This window comes from Salipaludibacillus sp. CF4.18 (assembly GCF_051262595.1).
Taxonomy (GTDB): domain Bacteria; phylum Bacillota; class Bacilli; order Bacillales; family Salisediminibacteriaceae; genus Salipaludibacillus; species Salipaludibacillus neizhouensis.
Genome location: NZ_JBIMEV010000024.1, coordinates 1 through 21,901, shown reverse-complemented (window position 1 = coordinate 21,901; position 21,901 = coordinate 1). Strand labels below are relative to the sequence as shown.

Sequence of the window (21,901 nt, the reverse complement as noted above, 5' to 3'; positions counted from 1 at the left end):
TTATACTACACATACAGTCATTGAGCGTTTTAAAAGTACGGCCCAGAAAAACACGCTTGGACTGTATTTTATTTAGGGGGAGAATAGAAATTACAAAAATCAATATTGAGGAGAGGTTATGGAACTAAAAAAATCTCAGGTATCGATATCAAAAGAATTAATAGGAATTACACTATTCATTTTTTTCTTAATATTATTTTTTAGTAGTGATACGTTTAAAAGTGAAGACAGTAAATTCCTTATATCAGATGAATGGTTAAACGTAAATACTATTTTTCTCGGGATTGTTATTGAGGCCATTCCTTTTATCTTATTAGGTGTTTTTGTCTCTGGCTTAATACAGGTATATGTTTCGGAAGATTACTTGCAGAAATACATTCCAAAAAATGCCTATGCGGCACTTTTACCTGCAGCCCTTCTAGGAGCTATTTTTCCTATTTGTGAATGTGCCATTATTCCAGTTGTTCGAAGGTTAATTAAAAAGGGGCTGCCCCTTCATATTGGTGTTGTTTTGTTAGTTGGTGCTCCCATTCTAAACCCGATTGTCGCCGCGTCAACTTTTTATGCTTTTCGCAACGATTTAACCATTCTATACGCAAGAATGGGAATAGCCTTTGTTTTAGCTATTATCATTGGTGGAATAATTTATCTCATCTTTAAAAATAGTGAACAATTAAGGTCGACAAAGGAAAAGATAACGGAAAAGTATGGTGCTGTACATGTACATACTCACCTGCCGATGAAAAAGATGACCCGTATAAGGCAAACGTTGGATCATGCTGCTGATGAATTTTTCTTGATGGGGAAATACTTAATCGCTGGTGCCTTTATTGCAGGAATGTTTCAAACATTCTTGGATAGAAACCTGTTACTCGAAATCGGACAAAGCGAGTGGTCATCCACAGCGGTTATGATGGTTTTTGCTTATGTTTTATCTCTTTGTTCCGAAGCAGATGCGTTTGTTGCTGCTTCCTTTGGTGGAACATTTACAACAGGTTCTATTATTGCCTTTCTTGTTTATGGTCCAATGCTAGATTTGAAAAATACAGTTATGCTTTTTGCCTTTTTTAGAACGAAATTTGTAATTGGCTTTATCGCCGTTGTTACAGTTACTATTTTTGTTTCTGTTGTAGTATTTCAAATGTATATAATTTAAGAAGGAGGTTATTTACAATTGGAAAATCATAACCATGACCAAAGCTTTCATAGTTATATAAGGGGAATTATTTTATTAGGTTTTGCTTTGTTGCTACTAGCCTTTATTCTTACAGGAAATATTAAGCACTATATTGCTCCAAAAATGTGGCCATTTATCTACTTTGCAACTGCTGTATTATTTTTTTTAGGAGCATTACAGGTTTTACGAAGTGCTAGAAAAGAAGATGACGGCGAACACTGTGATTGTGGAGCAGATCATTCTATGAAAGGGAGTCCCTTCGTTAAATTACTTATTTATGCTATTTTCGTCTTTCCGATTGTCACAGGATTTGTACTCCCGGATAAAGTTCTTGATAGCTCTGTGGCTGCTAATAGAGGTATTTCATATGGAGATGGGATATTAAAAAAGCCTACTACTGAGACGAATGCTACTTCCTCTTCACAAGCTGAAAACACCGATGAATTTATAGAAGGATCAGAATCTGGACTTGAGAGTGATGAAAGTTTCAACCAATACTACTTAGATTTAACACAAGAATTGAAAGATTTAGATACGATTATAGTAACTGACGACAATTATCTTGATATAATGACTGTCCTTGATCTTCACCTTGAACAATTAATCGGTAAAGAGATTGTGATGGAAGGATTTGTCTACCGTGAAGCAGATTTTGAAGAATATACATTAGCTATAGCCCGGTTTTCGATGACTTGTTGTGTTGCTGATGCAGGGGTTTTTGGTACCATAATTGAAAGTGATTTGGCGCCGGAATTTGACAATGATACATGGGTAGAAGTAAAAGGTACTATAGATCAATCAACCTACCATGAGTTCACTATCCCATTAATTCATCCACAACAAATAAATACGATAGAAGAGCCGGATCAACCCTATGTCTTTCCAACCTTTCCTTAAGCAAGTGTGCATATCAAACAGTCTAATTTATGTTCACGGAAATATTTATAAGTGTTAGAAACATTTACTTAAAGTGCTTGTTCAAAAAGTCCGAAAAAATTTGATGGAAATAAAAATGTACCTTGCGAAAAATGGTAAAATGGAAGTGACAAAACGACCAAAAATACCATTTTGCGAAGTGCATTTTTATTTTGTTAAGATTTTTAGGGCTTTTTGAAACATGCTCTATCAAGTATTATAACCAAAAGTTAAATTGTTGAGAAGAGATTAAAGAGTGTAGTGAAATAGGGCGGCAGCACGAAAGATTGATCGAAAAGAAAAGGCTCTTTTCGTCATTCTGTACGTGTCGCTTCGGTACTAAACAGACCGATAACCACGGATTGTAAGGCCTTATTATAAGGTAGGCAGCAAATACTATTTAAGGTTGATGAAATAGATGAATTTATGAACGATGTAACGGCATCTATGAACAATACTAATAATGACCTTAAATTTTTCACTAAATTGAACAAACGTGTTGAAAATGTTAAAAAAGTGAAGCGATTTGACATAAAAAATACCCACTAAAGACTTGGGGTCTAGTAAGTATTAACAGAAAAGTTAATTTCATCTAATATTATAGCAGGAAAAAGTGACAACTTCAGTATATTGTAAAGAACCATAATTAATATCATAAATTTTTTAAGTTAAAGGAGGAGTATAGATTGGCGAGACCGCCCAAAAAAGGATTAGACTATTTTCCACTTAATGTAACTATGGATGACGAAATTGAACTAATAGAAGCAGAGCATGATTTGGAAGCTTTCGCTGTTTTAATAAAGATATTTCAGAAAATATATAATAATGGTTACTTTATAAATGGGAGAAAAAAGAACAAATTCTATTTAGTAATAGAATATCTCTCAAAATAGAGGTAGTTAACGAGATTATAAATGATTGTGCTGAATGGGGCATTTTTGATTTTGGTTTGCTGAAAAAACATTCAGTGATCACATCAAGAAGAATTCAAGAAATTTATGTACATGCAATTTATAAGAGAGTTGAGGTGGAAATGGAAGAGGCATACCTTCTATGGATGTTTCGGATATCAAAAACGTAGTAGTTAATAGAGTTTCTGATATCAGAAACTTACCAACAAGTGATGTTACTGATAGTAAAAGTACACAAAGCAAAGTAAATAACAGTAAATTAAATAAAAATATTATAAATGACAATAAAGAAAAAGAATTAAATAAAAATAATCAGAGCTATGAAGAAAACTTAATTTATTGCAAATTATCTAAACGTCTGTATGAAAAAATATTAATTAATGACAAGTACTTTGACAAACCAGATTTTCAAAAATGGGATGAAGATATAAGGCTAATCATTGAGAAAGATGGTCGTCCGATAGAAGATGTTGAAAATGTTATTGACTGGTGCCAAAGTGATTCGTTTTGGAAATCTAAAATATTATCTGGTCAAAGTTTAAGAAAAAATTTCAGTAAAATTATTATTCAGATGAATGAAGATAAAATAAATAGATCTGGAAATCAAATACCTTTGCCAAAATCAATTTTAGCTCAAAATAAGGAAAGCTCCGAACCAGAAGAAGAGTTTACTCCAGAGGAAATCAGGAAGATTAATCAAGACGTAGAAAAGTATAAAAAAATACTGTTTGAAAAACGCATTAAAAGAGATACAAAGATTTTACGTCGTGTTCAATGAAGTCATAATAACTAATTTAAATTTAAAAAACTAAAATGATAATGTCATTCATGTTATGAAAACTATTAAAAGAATAATGAAGGTATTTTTGTTACTGAAATGATAATTTTTAGCTAGTAAAGGTAAATAGGTTGCAAATGATTTAGTTCTTTTGCAACCTTTATAATTTCTCAAGGTAATTAATAATTTACAATTTACAACAGTTTTACAAAATATATGTTAAAGAAAATAGGGTTACTATAGTTCTTAAACACTTTCAAAAATAATCAGCAAGTTTACAACTGAATACGGAAGCCTATTAGTGAATCACGTCTTCTAGAATAGAGACAGTGCCATTTACCCACACCCTAAATCGTGGTGTGTTATGGGAAGTCATTCACTACGTTTCTTCCTTGTTCGTTGCTTTGCAATAGCCCTTCGGGATCGGTGGTGATTTTAGTGAGTTATTTCATGTTAAGTACAAAGATAATTACAAGGTCAAAAAATCAATCAGCAGTCGCTTCAGCTTCTTATCGTTCTAATGAAGAGTTGTATTCTAAAGAGGATGACGAGTATAAAAGATTTAAAGAGCGTTCGGTTGATCCAGTGTCATTTATTATGAAGCCTGATCATGCCCCTGAATGGACTTTGGATCGTGAACAACTTTGGAATGAAGTACAGGAAAAGGAAGATAAACGTAACAGTCGTTTAGCAAGAGAGGTGTTAGTAGCTTTACCGGTTGAGTTAAATGAAGATCAACAAGAAGATATGCTTCGTGAGTTTGTTAAAGAAAGTTTTGTGGATGATGGTATGGTGGCAGATGTTTCTATTCACCGTGATAAAGAACATAATCCTCACGCTCATATTATGCTCACTGTTCGACCATTTAATGAACATGGTGAATGGGATATGAAAAAAAAACGAGAGTACTTATTTAATGAAAATGGAGAAAAGAAATTTAAAACTATATCTTCTACTAATTGGAATGATCTAGATACTTTAAAAAAGTGGAGAGAAAACTATGCAGAAAAAATAAATAATTATTTTAAATCATTTGATATAGATGCTGAAGTTTCTCATAAGTCTTATGAGGATCAGGGGATCGAGAAAACAGCAAGACATCGTTTAAAACAGAATGAATATTTCTTTGAAAAAAGAGAAAAAGAAAGAGCCGAAAGAGAAGGTTATGAATATGAACCTTTAACTTATTATGCGAAATTGAATAGGATGATTGATCGTAAAAAAGAGAAGTTGAAAGAGATAGATAATGAACTTTATTCTCTTGATAAAGTGAAACAATCATTGTCTAAGGATTACACTACTATTCGATCAGAACACCCATTAAGTGAATCATCATCTTATCGATTCATTGAAAAGAGAATTGGTGGAGAAGTAAATTATCAATCGTCATTAAATAACTTAAATAAACTTGAGAAGTGGAATAAAGCATTAGAGTTCCAAACTTCTAAATTATTATCAGAACGAGAGGTAATAAACAAAGCTACGAATGTATTACAAAGAGAACCAAAACTAACAGTTCAAGCCAAAGAACAATCTCCTCAAACCTCAATAATATTTTTAGACTTTGCTAAAGGAGATGTAGGGGCAGACAAGAATTATGTAAAAGCAATTGGAGCAAGTGTGATTGACGTCGATAAGGACGGTTTACCTTTTAATCCATTTGCTTTATCGGACATATCTGACCGAAATATTGAAGACTTAAAAGACTGTATCACTTGTTTACAAAGCAGCATGGGTCCAAAACAATCACATCGGTTATTTCAATATTTGAAACGTGCATTTAATGAGTGTGGTGGAGATGTCGATATAAATAAGCTATTCTCAATTATGGAAGAAATCTATTCCGAGGAAAATATTCCTTATGATGTATTATATGAACTCTTCCATAAGCTAAATATATCAGGGTACCTTCCTAACTCAAATGAAGAATCATTTTCTAATTTGATGGAACAAAGTTTTATTTTAGATTTACATAAAATCCAAGGTCATATGAAAATTAAAGAGATGCTTGCATTTTTTGTATTACAACGTATTTATCAGGAAGCTCTAACAAAATTAGATGCCTCGTTAGATATAAAAACAGGTTCAAGAGAAATTCGCACAATTGTTGTGATAGACGAAGCTCATGCTTATCTCAATACACGGCACCCTGTGTTAGAGAAAATGATAAGGGAACTTCGTAGTCGAGGGGTAGCGATCTTTTTACTTTCACAAGGATATGGTGACCTTGAGAAAGAATTTGATTATGGTTCGCAAATGGGGCGTACATTTATATTAAAGAGCGACAATACGAAAAAGAGTATTGAAAAAGCCTTAGCGGTAGGAAAGCATAGTGCTGAAAAAATTTCTAAGGAAATCGCAAACGCACAAATGGGAAGGGTATATACAAGGAGCCTGCGTGATTGTGATAAAGATGTTAGTGTGTTTGATGGAAGTTTGTTCTTCATGCGCTAATATTTATTAAGGGTTGTGTTTATTTTGAAAGGCTATTGTTCCTAATCTAGGGGTAATAGCCTTTTCTACTGTATGAGTTTAATTAATTACTATTTATCTTCGGTCGTACCGCCAATTTCCTAAAATGGGGAATTAATAAAATATTTATGTGTAGATTTAATAAATAGGTATTGTGTCAAAAAGGAGAAATAACTTGGAAAAGTATAACTTTAGAAGACCAAACTTCTAATAAGCCTGTATTGTGCTTCCTTTCTTAGTTTGCTGAAATATACTCCCTATAAAAGGAATTGTATGTCAAAGGGGCATAAGAGACAATTACAACCATTTAAGTTTAAAATGGTGATATGCCTGAATCAGAACAAAAATGGTGAAAATTAAAGAGTTCTGATTTCTTCAACATTAGTATATATGTAGAGAATAACAAGAAGTAAAATAAACTTTATGTCTTCTCTTTAACAAAATTAATTGTCGTTATGATAAGATGAAATTGAGTAACTTTTGAATAAGGGAAGATTATATGGCTTATAATGTAGTTATAAACGGTTTTCACGGAACAAAAAAAGATTTTGCAGAAACAATTTGTGAAGAAAAAGAATATGTATATAGTGTCAGGAAAAATCACTGGTTAGGCCAAGGAGTTTATTTTTTTAGAAATGACCCTGATCAAGCAATGTCTTGGGCGCTAAACTCAACTAAAGATGGGGAAGTAGCAGTCGTTTTAGGAACAGATCTGTATGTTAACTCTATATCAATGTTAGATTTAGACACTAGGACGGGTATATATGAACTTAAAGGGTATGTACGACACCTAAGATCCGAAATAGAAAAAAATGGTTTTGAAATAAATGATGTTTATTCCGATAATAATCATTCTCTAAGGTGTTTTGTTTTAGATTTGTTACCTCAAAGTATAAAATTAATTCAAAAATCATTTTTACTTAACCAGCCCAATGGGTTAAACGATTCATTAATTAAGTCAATGGGGATCGAAATGTATAGTGTTCAGGTATGTGTTAGAAATAATGAAGTAATAGATAAAAAAAGTATAAGAATAATTAATGAGAGAGAAAAAGTTAAAAGGAAAACCACCATAAAAAAGCGAACAAAAAAACCAAATAGAGTAAATATTAAATAAATTATAGAAAGAGTGATTTAAAATGAAACTAGAAAAAATCACTAAAAATCAAATTATAGAAACTGCAGAAAAATATGGCTTGGAAGTTACTCAAAGTAAAGATCCTGGACTATTTTTAAGTGGAGAGAAAATTGAAATGTTTAATCTGGTCGAAGACCTTCTTGAAGAGAATGATTATGAATTCTTTTACCCTGTTAACCCTTCTGTTACGAAAATAAACAAATCTAAAGTAAGCTTTAATCAAATTGATAATCATTTTGATGTTGAAAGAACTGGAGCTGCGTAGTATGAAATCAAGTCTATCATTTAATAATTATAATATACTAGAAACAATTTATAGATATGATCCATTTAATAAGTTAGAGGAAGAGGATGTTTCTCCTAGTTTTTCTTTAAATATTAAGTATGAAGATGAAACGTGTGCAAAAGCTATATTAATACTTAAAACTGAGCTTGGAGATAAGGCGTTAGAAGATAACTCATTCTATTTAAAAGCAGTAATAATAGGTTTTTTTTCTTTAGAAATAGGTGATGAGGCTCAAGAGGGATTTATAGAGAATATGTATAGGAAGAATGCCTTAGCGATCTTATATCCATATATGAGATCATTAGTTTCTGATCTTAGTTCGAAAGGTAATGAAACTCCTATAATTCTTCCTCCTATTAATGTTGGGGCTATGATGGAGAAAGAAGGAGAAATTAAAGTAGAATATAGTTCTAAATAGCACTGGAGACGGTGCTATTTTAACTTTAATTATTTAGCTTCTGTTGAGTCATGTTTTAAAAATTTATATAAGCTGGTACCTGTAGGTGGGACACTCGAAAAAGAGTGTCCCACCTACAGGTATTTTTTTATTACATATTTGAGAACCAACCAACGGCTTGTGTGAAAATAAACCTTTAAGGGCCTAGATCAGATTCACATGTTAGTAAGAATCCGCCCATAATAGTTGTTTCGTACTTCATGGGATACTTAAAAGGAAAAAGTGATCATGATAGATATGTAAATTTAAAACAAAACAATAGAAACGAGACAGTAAAGAGAAAGCATAATAAATAAGCACAGTAGGATAAGAGACAGTGACGAAATACATTCGAGATCAAGAAGCATAAACGGTTGGAGGTCAATTAAGAGGACTTTTTAGAAGCTTCGAATAATAGTGCGAAGATAAAACTACCCGTTCTATGGTCAGTTTCTTTTCTATCAATTGATATTTCTAACGTATTATCCTGATTTCCTTTTAACTCTTCTCGGATATCCTCTTCTTTAGTTTTATTTGGAAGCAGTTCATCAGCAAAGTAAGCTTCATCCATCTCAAAAGATCTGCCGTTATAATCTTTGTCTATAAACACCGCAGATAATGTCTCAAAGTTTGGATAATAACTTCAATTTTTTCTCTAGGTGGAAGGCTATTTTTTGTATATTGTTCTTCGCCCAGTTGCAAAATAAAATATAAATATGCAAAAGAACACTTTGAAAGGTTAAACAAAAAATTAGAAGAACAAAACATAAACCATAAATATATCTTTCATTTCTTAAGTCCAAATGGATACACAGAGTTTTTTGACTATCTTAAAAACGGAATTATACTTGAAGGGCAAGGTAGATTCAGATGCGAATTGGAAAACTTATTGGAAGAGGAAGGGTAAATAGTGTCCTTTCAGGTGTAGTCGTGATAGTGATCTTGTGTTGGCTTCAACAAACGGATAGCATTTTACCAAACCACCGAAAAACCACCGGGAAGTTTTAAAACTGTTCATTCTCATTTTTAAGTTAGATCATTAAATGTTGACGTAGTAGTGTTTATTGTATCTATTTCACTATATAGAACAGGTTACTAGATGGGCGGCATGATGTAACTATTCAAAGAAAACCTTATCGGACTTTGAACAGTTATTTTATGCCTTGTTTGCATAATTTGTGTAAAAGATACTTAAATGAATTAAAGCTATTTTGGTTGTGAAACTAGAATAGCTCAAATTTTGGATAATTACTAATGGGCTGCCATCACAGTATATAATGGTTTCCCTCTCAACATAGCAGCAAGTTCAGCTTGGTGGATATAATCATACAGCTCGTGAGCCATTTTCAAGGCTTCCTCGTAGGATAGAAAAGTTTCTACCATAGAATGCCGCTTTATCATCTTAAACCCTCCTGTTTGTGTTTTCTGCCCATCTCCTTCTTCAATGATAAAGTTGAATTGCTTCCGATCGGTATATTTAATACGGAACACTCGTGATTGAGGTTTGCCATCTTTCATGGAACCACCGTAACTCTCAAAACCAGTATCCTTGTAGAATTGCGGGAACTTGTGATTAATCAATAAGTGTAGCATTGGTTTGATGTCCTTTTTATTTACATATGCCTTACCGTATTGTGAGGATTGTCCCATGACAGTAATTGCAAATACTATTTTCCCTTTATAGAGTTCCTCTCCGTTTTTATGTTGAAAATGATCAAGTGCAGCTGTAATATCCATGATTGATCTAGGAGTTACACTTTTATAAATTTTGGACCTTACTGTTTCTTGAGGATGAATCTGCATAGTCAAAATCATCAAATCCCTTCTATTAAATATATGAATGTATGTATAGGTGCGAATGTCAATAAAAAAGTATACCACGCGCCAGAAAAAAAGTAGGCCACTTGTGCCAGCAAAATAGTAGACCACCAGTGTTCGAGTGATGAGAAAATAATAGGCCACTTTGTATAAAATATAGGCACCTACTGGTGAGGAAACTACTCTCACCTCGCAGATGCGTTGGAGATGCACATTTAATCGTTTAAGAATACCCAGATATAATCCTATGTTTTTCATAAGCTGGATAATCCTCGAAAGATTCATTCATTGTCATCGTAATGTGCCCCTTTTGTCGTCTGTAGTAATCGATAAAAATCTTTGACATTCATGTCGAGAATATGTGCGAAAAGTTATACGGTCAATGAGAACAGCAACCATGATTTCGTTTTCAAATAATTCGGTCCACTTTGAAAATTCTAGGTTCGTAGATAAAATGATACTGCCCCGTTCAGAACGTTCGGAGATCACTTGAAATAGCAGTTCTGATTGATGACGATTAAAAGTTAGGTAGGATAATTCATCTAAGATTAATAGATCAATTTTTGACAAGCTCTTTTCAAGTTTAGAAAGACGGTTATACTGAAGGGCTTCAGCTAGTTCATTTGCAAGGTTGGCAGCTGTGTAGAATTTAACAGTGAATCCAGCCTGGCATGCTTTCATTCCTAGCCCTATAGAAAGGTGAGATTTCCCAGAGCCTGGATTCCCTACCATCACAATATTCTGTCTATTTTTGATGAAGTCACAGCTCGCTAATTCCCATATAGAGGCATTAGATACATTTTCTAAACGGCTAAAGTCAAACTCATCAAGGGTTTTTGGAAAAGGAAATTTAGCTGCTTTTATTCGACGCTTTTGTTGGTTTTCTTGCCTTTGAGACACTTCTCGTTTCATTAAATCCCTTAAGAAATGTTCATAACTTTGTTCCGTATCAAGTTGCCGAATAATATCTTCGTAGTCGACAAAAGAAGGTGTCCTGATTTGTTTAGCGTATAGCTTTATCGTTTCTTTCTCTGGATTAATTGTCTTCATATTGCAACCTCACCCTTAATTAACTTGTCATATTGACTCAACTCCGTTGTATTTACTTTGATTTCATTGGACATTTGAATTTTCCTGAAATGAGCAACTGGTGTCAGAAAACCTCTACGAGGTGAACCAATTCTACAGGAAGCCTATAGAGAGCTAGCTGATTATTATCACACTGTAATTGTACCAAGTCGTATCCGCAAACCGAAAGATAAAGCAAGTGTTGAAAGGATGGTTGGATACATTTCCAGACAGATTATCGCTGCTTTACGTCATTATCCCTTTTTTCATGTTGAAGATCTGAACCGACATATTTCAGCTAAGCTCGAAGAGATCAATACATCTGCCTTTCAAAAGCGCCCAAGGTCTCGAAAAGAAGTGTTTGAAGAAGAGGAGAAGCCCTACCTTCGCCCTCTTCCACGCACACGTTACAAATTGACGGAATGGAAAACAGCGAAAGTTCAAACGAACTACCACACCCAGGTTGATCGCATGTATTATTCCGTTCCCTATGAGTACGTCCGGGAGCAAGTAGAAATTCGCTTAACACCAGATCTACTTGAATTTTACTTCAAAGATGTACGGATTGCATCTAATAAACGATTAAAAGGCGACATTGGACAGTATTCGACTTCTATCGAACATATGCCAGATCATCATCGTTTATATTTAGACCACAATCCTGAAAATAACCGAGCTTGGGCTAAGGGCATTGGACCATCTACGGAAAAGTTTGTTGATTTAATGCTTGAACAAAACCCAGAGAAAAAAGCATTATCCATGCTCTTAGAAATATAGCTGAAAAATATGATCCGATCACGCTAGAGAAATATTGACCATATCAAGTAATCCAACTCTTTCAGTCCTTAAAAGTATTCTGGACAGACAGACTAAAAGGATTCCGCCGGAATCGGCTGCCGAAAAGTCAAAAGTATGGCGAATGATTATGGGTTTGTACGTGGTGCAGCTTATTTTGGGAAGGAGCGTTCTAAATGAATCAGGAAACTTTACGAAAACTAACCGAAATGAAAATGGGTGGTATGGCAGATATATATCAACAACAGAGCATATCAAGCAATGGATTTTGATGATCGTTTTCAGCTTTTAGTTGATCATGAATACGATCGTAGACGTTCGAATAAATTAGAACGCCTGATCAAACAGGCAACTTTGAATGAACCGACGGCTGTCGTTGAAGACATTGAATATCATCCAGAGCGTAAACTGAACAAACAACTCATCTTAGAACTCGCATCCGGAAACTATATTCAACGACACCATAACATTATCTTAATGGGAGCCTCTGGAAACGGGAAAACATGAATCGCAAACGCGTTTGGTGTTCAAGCATGTCGTCAGTTTTATAACGTTAAGTATATTCGTCTTCCTGAACTATTAGATGAGCTTACTGTGGCTAAGTTCAAAGCAGACGGAAGCTTTCGGAAGCTGATTCAAAAATATAGAAAAGTAGATGTATTGATACTAGATGAATGGTTGTTAACTGAACTTCCAGAAGATCACGTAATGCTTGTATTAGAAATAATAGAATCAAGGCTCAAAAGAGCCTCTACCATATTCTGTTCGCAGTTTTCTCAGAAGGATGGCACGCTAAATTAGGCCAAACTCAAGTAGCTGATGCCATTCTTGATCGTATTATTCATGATTCATATCACATCATGGTCGATGGAGAGGTTTCAATGCGTGAACGCCATGGATTGGTGGGATCTTCATGATTCCAATTGAAGTAGAGAACCGTATTGCCAAGTATTTCTTTCATCATTTTCACTCTGAAGAGATCATGGAGGATCTGATTACATTGCTTTTACCCCAGTGCTTAGAAGTTGATGATGAGGAAGAGTTAGACCAAGATGAACTTGTAAGACAAGCTATTTCTATGCTTAGATCGATTAGAGGGAAAGAGCATTAAATAACTCAAGCAGCCATCGAAAAACCTAATTTCGATGGCTGTTTTAATATATAGTGGCTCTTAGTTCCGCACTGAGTGGCTCTGTGGTCCGCAATTGGTGGCTTAAAAGTCCGCACAAGTGGCTCTTTCCTAATGCAATACTCACCAATTTCTAAAAGTTCAGAGGATACATTACTTTTAACTGGCTTATCATTAAAAACACTTCGTGGTCTGGATTCAATGAGATCTATGTAATGTTCGAGTTTATAATTGTTTTCCCCACGTCATAGGAACGAGGGTATTCCGCTACTTTTAATTGCTTATGAATAATAACAATCTCATTTCCAAATCCTTTAATACTTACATCCTTGTCGACATAGGCAACGGGTACGGAATAGTAATTGTAGTCGAACTTTATGGTAGAGAAGGTGTCTACTTTATGGGTGATACTTTTACTTGTGTCAAATCGATATGGAGGTAATAGAGTGAAAGATGTCTTTTCCATATCAACCATCTTGCCTACAGTAAATTCCCTACGGGAAATCTTGTGTCGTCGATACTTCAAACATTTCTCGATCAGATATCATTTAGTTCATTAAGGTTGTTCACTCGCGGTATGGGTACAAGAACGTTTCGTCTTATCCAACCAACAAGTCCTTCAACAAGACCTTTCTCATGACCAGCTGCAATATTACAGAACTCTGTTTTAAATGCATAATGAGCAGATAATTTTATAGCGTTCCTGTACTTTGGCGTGGGTCCCAAATCCTTCTTTCACAGCTACTCGTGCATTATCAAAAATTACTTTTGAAGGAACACCACCAAAGTGTTCAAACCCAGCAACATTGCCTTCTAAAAAACTCTCTTCATTTTGCCTATGAAAGGCTTTAACAAAGACATCAGCACTATAACATTGCCTCATACAGAACAAGTTAACTTTGGATTTTTTCCCTTTTAGATAAATAGTAGCTTCACCCCAGTCTATTTGTACAGCTTCTCCAGGCTCATAACTTAGAGGTACAAATGCTTTAGCTGGTTTTTGTCGCATTTCTGATACTACTTGCCGAATAGTTGATTCTCCCCCCGTAAAACCTTCTTCATCAACAAGGCGGTCATAGATTCTACGTGCTGTGTGTTTTTGTTTATGGATGTTTTCAACCGTATCTTCTTCCAGACAAGATTTAATGAAATCCATAATTTGTTCAGTCACAACGTAAGGCTTTCTACCGCTAGTTCCAATGCGATCCCAGGGAACTTGAGAGCCATCACAGTATTTTTTAACGGTGGTTCGTGAGATACCAAGTTGTTTAGCAATCGCACGCTGAGACTTTCGTTCGTGCACATATAATTGCCTAATGCTTTCGTACATATCCACCTCAATAATCATCCTTTCGTATCCTCCTGAAAAAATTATTTAATCACACCATAATTTTACAAGAGTTTTATTAAAGGTGGTCTACTATTTTCTCAGCGTTTGCCTTGTTTTTGGCTACTATTATCCTAGCATTCATAGTATAGGCTTTTTGATGAAAATAAGTGAGTTGATATTAATCAATTAATGCGATTCTTACTCAAAATAATCATCGTTCCAATTTAAAGCTGCTTCCTGTTTTTTCTTAGATCGATCTTCCAAATAAATTTCTGTTGTTGCTTGCTGTTTATGTCCCACGGCTTTCATAATATCCCTTGTGGAAGCTCCTTGGATTTGTGAGTACTCAGCGTACATGTGGCGCATCCAATGAGGGGTGACATTCCCTTCTTTAAATTTCAGCCAATCACAACCACTATTAACAACAATACGCTTTACATAATTAGACATGTATTTTGAGGAATACCGCTTCCCAGTTCTAGTAACCAGGAGGGGAGTAACATCATTCCGATCAATGTCTGCAGATAAGCCTCTTCGTAATCGGAAAGCTTGTAAGGCTCGTAAGGTTTTAGGTTTGATGAGAGCGTGACGCTCATAATCATTTTTACCAATTGTTTTTAAAAAGAATTGGCCACCATCAATGCTGCTATCATAGTAGAGATCCCCCCAGCTAGGTGAAAGAACCTCACTCACTCTCAGACCGGTTGTACCCAATAACAGGAGAATCGCATAGTTAATCGGATGATCTTCATAAACCTCTAATAACTCTTTAAATTCATGAACATTTAAGTCCCGCTTCGGTCTCTCCTTTCGAGAAACGGTCGATCGTTTGAAATCAGCGTGGAGCGGATAATCGAGATACCTCGTTTCGTAAAGCCAGGTGATAAAACTTTTAATCACTACGTTTTTTCTAGAACGAGTAGAAGGTTTGTAAAGCGAGTTTAAGTAGGTCTGAAAATCTTCTATATGCCTGGATGCTAAATTTTTAAAAAGCGACCCTTCTTTCCAATGGAGAGAATCCGAACGAAGGAAAGATTCATGTTCTTTCAAGTGTCGATAGAAAAAAGAGAGATCTCGAACATATTCCACCCGCGTTTTTTCTGAAATTCCTTTATCAGGATCATCATACTTTTGTCGATGGAGGAATGCGTACATCATCATTTCATCTGTAAACCCTTCATACCTGTTGTGATATTGTCTTTCATTTGCGTAAGTTATTTCTTTCAACATACTATAGTACTGTTTATCTAACATAAGTTTTGTTACATCATTATCACTCTTTGATAATAGATGTTCTCCTATACGTTGTGATAATGGAAACATCTTGTGATTATCATCATTAACCATTACAAACTCCTTTCTTTTAATGAGAATACATGTTCTATATAGTGCTATTATACTTATATTATGAATCTATGTAAAACATTAAAAATAGATATATTTGATAATAAGCGAAAAATACCCTATTATTCTACTATATATGTTTAGGATATTACTTCCACTTTATATTGTAAAGTTTTAATTTATGATGTAAATTTACAAGTTTGTATTGTAAAGTTTTAAACTATTTAATACGATGTTTACATAAGTAATAACAATGTATTTTGTGAATGAACCTTATTAGTTTATTTATGTTCATTGTTAAAAGTAACAATATGAGTGGAAGTACATAATTAACTATCGTTTGATAGGGGAAGGTTGGTGATGTATTAAGAAGATCAAAAACCAAAGGCGGATTTGATAATTTATATGAAAAGAGTGTTGAACATGGATTTAGTAGATTTATTGGTTTACATTGTTATTATTGCTCTTGTTTTTGCTGCATTTAGAATCGCATCCAGTATGTTTATGAGAGTAATGTCTGTTGTAGTATTTATCATTATCAGTGGTAGAGTGGCTTATTACCTGGGATGGATTGAATCATCGAAATCCTTCATTCAGTACCTGCACTGACTTCCATTTGTAAGGAAATTTTTGGAATAGCTCCTGTGTTAATGGTGATTAATGATGACTTAAAGAAAGAATACTGAATGTGAATAATATTGATTTGATAAATAATTTACGTTGGACAAAGCAAAAGGTTGATCGTATTTTTCATTTGAGAAGTGAAGCGGCGTACCTAAATGAGAATTCTCTAAAAATTAGCATCACTGTCTTAATAGGTTTAGTTTTTTATTGTACATTTTAAACGCTATTATATTCTTTTATCTCGTGGAGTGGACAGAAGTTGTTTGGATAGAGTGGATCGGTCTTACAGATGGTCAAATCGTTGTAGGATGGATGATATTGAGTTTTGCAACGGGGCCAATCCTTTATATTGCTAATAAATTTATAGATTATAAAAAAAGGAAAACACAAAGACAAAAGCATTTACTTCCGATTTAAATGAAGAGAGACGTTTGGTCAGCGAATTGAAAACCTATACTTTTATCAATTCATCTTACTGGTATCCATTAGCGTTGGATGGTTTCTTAACCTACATACAAGAAGGACGAGCAGAAAATTTAAAAGAATCAATGAACTTATTCTCTCAAGAACAAATGTACAATAGTAGGATGATTGAAATGAGACTAATTCAAGAGAAAAACCAACGAATTTAAGAGAAACAAGGTGGTATCCAGTTCATTTGGTTTTTAAAATAGAATATATACTATTTGTCATGGAACGTTTAATGGATAGAATAAAATTATTTAAGGGGGGTTTGTAATGGATAAAAGAGAAATACTTTCAAAGTTAATTGATATGGAAGTGGAACTTGGCAGGAAGATTGGAGAAGCAGATAATATTGGAATTGACATAGATAACTTTATTGGTGGTTTTAGTAACAGGATTCGTGAAATAATAAAAGAATTTTCTGGTGGAAAGAATGAAGTACAAAAAGTTTTATATGAAAATATTGAAGCTTATGAAAATAACTTTTCGGCAAAAGATGAATTACTTGATTGGATTTTAGAAGAAGGATAAAGCGATGGTTCTACATCCACAAGATATTACTGAAGCAGATAAAGAGTTGATTCGTGAGGTATCCAAGTATGGATCTGCACAGATTTTTTCTCATTATGTTCTATCTAAGTCGACAGTAAAAGAGTAGCGAAAAGTACGTAATTAAAGTGAAAACAGGCGGTGATCCTATTGGATAAAGTGACCATAGACGATTTTGAAAAAGAATTAGGGTTAGCTAGAAATACGCTTTATGCCTATATTAAAAAGGGAAAAATAAGCCCATACAATAAAAATGATTGGCAGATTGACGGTGAGTATCTATTTACAGAAGATGAATTAGAACGAGCAAAGATTGCGTTTAAACGGCCAGAAGGATATACGACTCGCGAAGCTGCGAAGAAAATTGGCGTCACTTCAAACACTATTAATCGGTATATAAATGAAGGAAAAGTGAAAGCGGAACAACATCATTATCGTGGAAAAGAACAATATTTCCTATCAGAAGAAGAAGTGGTGCGGATTCAAGAGGAACCACGAAAGAAGAAAGTTAATAAAAGTAAAAAAACGTTTGTGAATCGTCAACTACGGTTATATCTCTTTCAACCGTTTCAACACAAACAATCTGGAGAGAGAGCGATAATTACTAATATAGGAACAGAAAAGGATACAGAAGTATTATTAACGACGGAGAACTCGATTGAGCAACCTTATAGAGTTGTTAAAGATCACTATGACATGTTAAAACCTTTTCATGAGGGAGAAACGATATTGAAAAAGGGATGGGTTCGTTTTCGTTTCTCACGGCCTACGAATATTAGTTCTCGCGTTTACAACATCTTTGATGCTTTCGTTCAAGAAATTGGAATTAAAAATATGAATATGGTAATCAAGGATAGTAAGGTTGAACTGTCTGTTAAACCTTGTCTCCTTCCTGCAACGGATAAATGGTATAAATTTAAAGACCAGCTGGAAGATTCAATCATACAAGGGACATTTCGAGAGCGTCACAATGGTTTTTTTATAGATAGTGAATTAGATACACTACATGCTAACGTCCATCGATCCGTAAAGGAAAAAGTTCAAAAGATCGCAGACAGTGAAGGGAAGACGCTAGATCAAGTTGTAGGTCAAATAATTGAGGATTATGTAGAAAAAGGGGAATAATACCTTGTCGTAAAGGTGATGAAAATGGATAGCAAAATAATCTTGCTAATAACGCAACTTTCGCTGACTGAAATAGGCAGGTATGCCTTGATATAGTTGGGTAAGCCTTCAACTTGTTCTAGTTGACATTCCAATTATTTTTTCAATTTTTTGTTGCTCTTTTTAAGGGTATCTTCTAGAAGCTCGATTAATTGCTGGAGTGTGACTCATAAAACATACCGCCGAGCGTACGCTGATCGGTACTGCACCGATTTTGCCAGGACAGTACAATGTATTGAGCAATCATACGAGCGACTTTGAAACTCCTTTTGGAGGCACTTGGTCACGAGCTTCAAAGTGAGTCGAATCAATCGCAACCGTGTCATCGGTGATAAATCCTTCTAGCATCGCTTGAAGAATGACTTTTTCTTGGACCTCTTCTAAAACATTCGATTCACTTAGTTTCGTTAGAAGTCGAGAATAGGATGCTTCAGAAGGGGTCGCATCTGAAACTAAGAACCCGCAATTCCGTTTAAAAGCAAGATCGTCATTCAGCCGTTTCACGAGTTTTTTTATGGTATAGATACCCTCACATATCGAACAAAATAAGAAATAATCATGGCCGCGACATTTCATTCCTCTGGTGCACCTAGGAGAGACGTTTTACCGACCTTCGTATAAATACGATGAAGATCAATGACCGAAATGATCGCATCATATCGATCGGTAGGTTCCATATCATATAAGTCTTGAATGCTAAATAAAGCTAGTTTGTCGTATAATGGCCCATAGGGAGTATTCCTCCAGTCTTTTTGGTTGTTGTGGTTAACTACCATTATACAGGACTTGGGGGGTACTTCCTTTTTTGTGTCTTGAAAACGTTGGTGTGTAAGGGTTAATATTTATGAAATTCATTCAGATGTAAATATATTTTTAGAATTCGTGAAAAAAACGAATGGATCAACCGAGCAAATTGATTGTATGATTGAAGCGAAAGGACGAGGCGCTGTTTAAATTAGTTGATGAGCTAATAGCGCACCCAAACATTGTTATGCAGAGCACAAGTTCATTTATGTGGAAAGGATAGAAAGAGGTAACTGGTTTTTGTGTAATCAAGATATAGACTTATTCAAAGATGAAGAACACAAGTACGGTTAGAACTTCTTTGACGTCATGGAAAACGGGGAAATCCGTATGCCTTAATAGGGCACTTGCGGTTTATATTTATATGAGGGGGCAGCGAAACTGGGTGCCCTACTCTTTTTCGTTCGAAGTGCAAATTAAACATCAATATGAAGTCGTTTCATTCGATAATTAAGTGTTTGTCTACTTAATCCAAGTTCATTAGCTGTTTTGGTTTTATGATATTTATTCTTTTCTAGAGCTTCTTTAATATAATATCTTTCAGCTTTAAGTAAGAAATCTTTTAAATGACCGTTTGGATCAGTGTCTATTAAATGATCCGACTGAACTACTTTGCTTATTTCAGTAGTTGAATCTTTGGTATCTACTACTACAGATTTTTGTGGTGACATAAGTGATGATTTATTTCTAAAGTGATACGGCAAGTGAGAAACGTCTATGATTGATTCTTTTATGATAACATTCATCGAAGCCTCAATAACATGTTCAAGTTCCCTGACATTTCCGGGCCAGTCATAGTTCTTAAATATTTGCAGCACAGTAGGACTAATATTTGCTATATCCATTTGAAAGATGGCGTTATATTTATCGATAAAATGGTTAATTAGTAAGGGAATATCTTCCTTTCTTTCTCTTACAGGAGGAATGAACAATGAAACGACACTAAGTCGGTAATATAAATCTTTCCGTAAACGATTGTTGGCGATGGCTTCTACTGGATCTTCATTTATTGTTGCAATAATTCGTACATTAACCTTTCTATCAACATTATCACCGATACGACGAATGGACTTCTCTTGAATCGCTCGAAGAAGTTTCGCTTGTAGCATGGGACTTAACGAGTTAATTTCATCTAATAATAGAGTGCCGCCTTCCGCTTGTTCAAATAAGCCCATTTGATCACTAGCTCCTGTAAAAGCTCCTTTTTTTGTTCCGAAAAAAGAGCTCTCTATGAGCGTATCAGGTAAGGCAGCACAGTTCTGGGAAACAAAAGGTCCAGAAGAGTGTTCACTGCCATTGTGCATACCTTGCGCAAATAATTCCTTCCCTGTCCCTGTTTCTCCGATAATGAGAACGGAGGAGGGAGTCCTCGTTGCTCTTTTGGCAATTTCAATAACCTCTCTTATCACATCACTTTTTCCAATCAGGCTATCGAAAGTAAAACGAGTATCGCCCTTTAATTTCATACTATTTTTAATTAAGTTTTCTATTTTGGTGACATCATTGGCTATTTCTATAGCTCCGATCACTTTGTTATTTTCATAGATTGGAAACGTATTATTTATCGTCGTGATTTCTTTTCCGTTTTTCGTGAAATAAGTCTGTCTTCTATTTTTAAATTCTTTTTCTTTAAATAGAGCGTCAAGCAATGTACTTCTCTGACCATCTTCAAATGCAAAAACGTCTAGAAAATCTTTTTCAAAAACCTCTTCTTTTGTAACCGATTCAATTTCCATCATTTTATTATTGTAAATAATTGTTTTACCAGCTTCATTTATGACATGGGCGCCTACATCGATTTCATTTAGTAACGTTTCATAAACTTTTATTTGTTGTTTAAAATCATTGATTATTAAAGATTTCATTTATAACCCTTCTTTCATCTAGCATCATTTCTGGGAAAAAATTAGTAGATATTATGATTGTGACAAAAATTTTCTTGTTTTATAACTATAACATGTCACATACGTGTGAAAAGAAAAATTTTTTTCGTTTAAATTATATTTTTGTCATTACGAAAAATATTTTTCGGCATTTCTAGAAAAAGCCTGTTTTATTAGGGGTTAAAACTTGGCATGGAATTTGCAAATAATATTATAGTGGGGAGAAAAAATGAAAGTATATAGAAGGAGGAATTATTTTGCAGGGAACGACAGCAATTATCGAAAAAACAGAAATCTATGGAGCAAGAAATTATCACCCGTTACCGATTGTTATTACGGAAGCAAAAGGGGCTTGGGTGCAGGATCCTGAAGGAAACAAGTATTTAGATATGTTAAGTGCCTATTCGGCAGTAAACCAAGGACATTGTCATCCAAAAATTGTCGAGGCTTTAAAAGTACAAGCAGAAAAACTAACATTAACTTCTCGCGCTTTTCATAATGACAAACTCGCACCATTCTTTGAAAAAGTCTCGCAATTAACCGGGAAAGAAATGATTCTACCTATGAATACAGGTGCTGAAGCAGTGGAAACGGCTGTAAAAGCGGCACGCCGATGGGCTTATGATAAAAAAGGTGTCGAAGATGATCAAGCAGAGATTATTGTTTGTAAAGATAATTTCCATGGTCGAACAATGACGGCTGTTTCTCTATCTTCTAGTGAAGATAATAGACGTGGTTTTGGTCCGATGCTACCAGGGATAAAGATCGTTCCATACGGTGATATCGAGGCACTAAAAGAAGCCATTTCACCTAAC

General features: G+C 34.5%; 23 protein-coding genes and 4 pseudogenes. 18 read left to right on the top strand and 9 right to left on the bottom strand.

Annotated features, from left to right (window positions below; translation table 11 throughout):
* Nucleotides 1–118: 118 nt before the first annotated feature.
* The 8 genes and pseudogenes from ACHABW_RS14680 (at nucleotide 119) to ACHABW_RS14645 (ending at nucleotide 8,095) form a co-directional block, all read left to right on the top strand.
* Nucleotides 119–1,156 (top strand): permease, encoded by a 1,038-nt coding sequence (locus ACHABW_RS14680; RefSeq protein WP_435756115.1) that lies wholly within the window; start codon nucleotides 119–121, stop codon nucleotides 1,154–1,156.
* Between the two features lie 18 nt (nucleotides 1,157–1,174).
* Nucleotides 1,175–2,074: a TIGR03943 family putative permease subunit gene (locus ACHABW_RS14675; RefSeq protein WP_435756113.1), complete on the top strand. Its 900-nt coding sequence runs from the start codon at nucleotides 1,175–1,177 to the stop codon at nucleotides 2,072–2,074.
* A 755-nt stretch (nucleotides 2,075–2,829) separates the two neighbouring features.
* A pseudogene (locus tag ACHABW_RS14670) lies at nucleotides 2,830–3,173 on the top strand (DUF4373 domain-containing protein).
* Nucleotides 3,146–3,781, top strand: a complete 636-nt coding sequence (locus ACHABW_RS14665; protein WP_435756111.1) for a hypothetical protein — start codon at nucleotides 3,146–3,148, stop codon at nucleotides 3,779–3,781. Before ACHABW_RS14670 ends, ACHABW_RS14665 begins: the two are co-directional and overlap by 28 nt.
* A gap of 438 nt (nucleotides 3,782–4,219) precedes the next feature.
* Nucleotides 4,220–6,235, top strand: a complete 2,016-nt coding sequence (gene mobQ, locus ACHABW_RS14660) for a MobQ family relaxase (protein ID WP_435756109.1) — start codon at nucleotides 4,220–4,222, stop codon at nucleotides 6,233–6,235.
* 517 nt (nucleotides 6,236–6,752) lie between these two features.
* Nucleotides 6,753–7,370, top strand: coding sequence for a hypothetical protein (locus tag ACHABW_RS14655; RefSeq protein WP_435756107.1), 618 nt, complete (start codon nucleotides 6,753–6,755; stop codon nucleotides 7,368–7,370).
* Nucleotides 7,371–7,392: 22 nt separating this feature from the next.
* Entirely contained in the window at nucleotides 7,393–7,656 is a 264-nt protein-coding gene (locus tag ACHABW_RS14650; RefSeq protein ID WP_435756105.1) for a hypothetical protein, read from the top strand.
* Nucleotide 7,657: 1 nt separating this feature from the next.
* Nucleotides 7,658–8,095, top strand: a complete 438-nt coding sequence (locus ACHABW_RS14645; RefSeq protein ID WP_435756103.1) for a protein-export chaperone SecB — start codon at nucleotides 7,658–7,660, stop codon at nucleotides 8,093–8,095.
* A gap of 403 nt (nucleotides 8,096–8,498) precedes the next feature.
* Here the strand turns inward: ACHABW_RS14645 and ACHABW_RS14640 are convergent, their stop codons facing one another.
* The 3 genes from ACHABW_RS14640 to istB form a co-directional block, all read right to left on the bottom strand.
* Nucleotides 8,499–8,723 (bottom strand): hypothetical protein, encoded by a 225-nt coding sequence (locus ACHABW_RS14640; RefSeq protein WP_435756101.1) that lies wholly within the window; start codon nucleotides 8,721–8,723, stop codon nucleotides 8,499–8,501.
* Between the two features lie 641 nt (nucleotides 8,724–9,364).
* Entirely contained in the window at nucleotides 9,365–9,928 is a 564-nt protein-coding gene (locus ACHABW_RS14635; RefSeq protein WP_435756099.1) for a hypothetical protein, read from the bottom strand.
* A gap of 294 nt (nucleotides 9,929–10,222) precedes the next feature.
* Nucleotides 10,223–10,981: an IS21-like element helper ATPase IstB gene (istB, locus tag ACHABW_RS14630; protein ID WP_435756097.1), complete on the bottom strand. Its 759-nt coding sequence runs from the start codon at nucleotides 10,979–10,981 to the stop codon at nucleotides 10,223–10,225.
* Between the two features lie 228 nt (nucleotides 10,982–11,209).
* Here istB and ACHABW_RS14625 point away from each other — a divergent pair, with 228 nt between their 5' ends.
* The 3 genes and pseudogenes from ACHABW_RS14625 (at nucleotide 11,210) to ACHABW_RS14615 (ending at nucleotide 12,905) form a co-directional block, all read left to right on the top strand.
* A complete protein-coding gene (locus tag ACHABW_RS14625) occupies nucleotides 11,210–11,776 on the top strand; it encodes a Mu transposase domain-containing protein (protein ID WP_435756095.1) in 567 nt (188 codons plus the stop codon).
* Nucleotides 11,777–11,970: 194 nt separating this feature from the next.
* Nucleotides 11,971–12,711: pseudogene (locus ACHABW_RS14620) on the top strand (ATP-binding protein).
* Nucleotides 12,708–12,905, top strand: a complete 198-nt coding sequence (locus ACHABW_RS14615) for a hypothetical protein (protein ID WP_435756093.1) — start codon at nucleotides 12,708–12,710, stop codon at nucleotides 12,903–12,905. Before ACHABW_RS14620 ends, ACHABW_RS14615 begins: the two are co-directional and overlap by 4 nt.
* 226 nt (nucleotides 12,906–13,131) lie before the next feature.
* Here ACHABW_RS14615 and ACHABW_RS14610 read toward each other — a convergent pair whose 3' ends face one another.
* The 3 genes from ACHABW_RS14610 to ACHABW_RS14600 form a co-directional block, all read right to left on the bottom strand.
* Complete coding sequence (locus tag ACHABW_RS14610) at nucleotides 13,132–13,389, bottom strand: Mu transposase domain-containing protein (RefSeq protein ID WP_435756091.1); 258 nt, start codon at nucleotides 13,387–13,389, stop codon at nucleotides 13,132–13,134.
* Nucleotides 13,390–13,590: 201 nt separating this feature from the next.
* On the bottom strand, nucleotides 13,591–14,271 hold the full coding sequence (gene istA, locus ACHABW_RS14605; protein WP_435756089.1) for an IS21 family transposase: 681 nt from the start codon (nucleotides 14,269–14,271) through the stop codon (nucleotides 13,591–13,593).
* Between the two features lie 180 nt (nucleotides 14,272–14,451).
* On the bottom strand, nucleotides 14,452–15,600 hold the full coding sequence (locus ACHABW_RS14600) for a tyrosine-type recombinase/integrase (protein WP_435756087.1): 1,149 nt from the start codon (nucleotides 15,598–15,600) through the stop codon (nucleotides 14,452–14,454).
* 420 nt (nucleotides 15,601–16,020) lie between these two features.
* Between ACHABW_RS14600 and ACHABW_RS14595 the strand changes: the two genes are divergently transcribed.
* From ACHABW_RS14595 to ACHABW_RS14570, 6 genes are all read left to right on the top strand, one after another.
* Nucleotides 16,021–16,206, top strand: a complete 186-nt coding sequence (locus ACHABW_RS14595) for a hypothetical protein (RefSeq protein WP_435756085.1) — start codon at nucleotides 16,021–16,023, stop codon at nucleotides 16,204–16,206.
* A gap of 222 nt (nucleotides 16,207–16,428) precedes the next feature.
* On the top strand, nucleotides 16,429–16,638 hold the full coding sequence (locus tag ACHABW_RS14590; protein ID WP_435756083.1) for a hypothetical protein: 210 nt from the start codon (nucleotides 16,429–16,431) through the stop codon (nucleotides 16,636–16,638).
* 14 nt (nucleotides 16,639–16,652) lie between these two features.
* Entirely contained in the window at nucleotides 16,653–16,853 is a 201-nt protein-coding gene (locus tag ACHABW_RS14585) for a hypothetical protein (protein ID WP_435756081.1), read from the top strand.
* Nucleotides 16,854–16,959: 106 nt separating this feature from the next.
* Nucleotides 16,960–17,217 carry a hypothetical protein gene (locus ACHABW_RS14580; protein WP_435756079.1) on the top strand — a complete coding sequence of 86 codons (258 nt, stop codon included), beginning with the start codon at nucleotides 16,960–16,962 and terminating at the stop codon, nucleotides 17,215–17,217.
* A gap of 4 nt (nucleotides 17,218–17,221) precedes the next feature.
* On the top strand, nucleotides 17,222–17,344 hold the full coding sequence (locus ACHABW_RS14575) for a hypothetical protein (RefSeq protein ID WP_435756077.1): 123 nt from the start codon (nucleotides 17,222–17,224) through the stop codon (nucleotides 17,342–17,344).
* 50 nt (nucleotides 17,345–17,394) lie between these two features.
* The gene (locus ACHABW_RS14570) at nucleotides 17,395–18,360 is read left to right on the top strand and encodes a helix-turn-helix domain-containing protein (RefSeq protein WP_435756180.1); all 966 of its coding nucleotides are present in this window, start codon (nucleotides 17,395–17,397) and stop codon (nucleotides 18,358–18,360) included.
* 56 nt (nucleotides 18,361–18,416) lie between these two features.
* Here the strand turns inward: ACHABW_RS14570 and ACHABW_RS14565 are convergent.
* The 3 genes and pseudogenes from ACHABW_RS14565 to ACHABW_RS14555 all read right to left on the bottom strand — a co-directional run.
* A pseudogene (locus ACHABW_RS14565) lies at nucleotides 18,417–18,674 on the bottom strand (IS4 family transposase); the annotation flags it as partial.
* Nucleotides 18,667–19,146: pseudogene (locus ACHABW_RS14560) on the bottom strand (transposase); the annotation flags it as partial. The pseudogenes ACHABW_RS14560 and ACHABW_RS14565, both read right to left, overlap by 8 nt.
* Before the next feature lie 473 nt (nucleotides 19,147–19,619).
* Nucleotides 19,620–21,068 carry a sigma-54 interaction domain-containing protein gene (locus tag ACHABW_RS14555; protein WP_435756075.1) on the bottom strand — a complete coding sequence of 483 codons (1,449 nt, stop codon included), beginning with the start codon at nucleotides 21,066–21,068 and terminating at the stop codon, nucleotides 19,620–19,622.
* Nucleotides 21,069–21,343: 275 nt separating this feature from the next.
* On the opposite strand from ACHABW_RS14555, the gene ACHABW_RS14550 reads away from it, so the two are divergent.
* On the top strand, nucleotides 21,344–21,901 hold a 558-nt coding region (locus ACHABW_RS14550; protein WP_435756073.1), incomplete at its 3' end, for an aminotransferase class III-fold pyridoxal phosphate-dependent enzyme.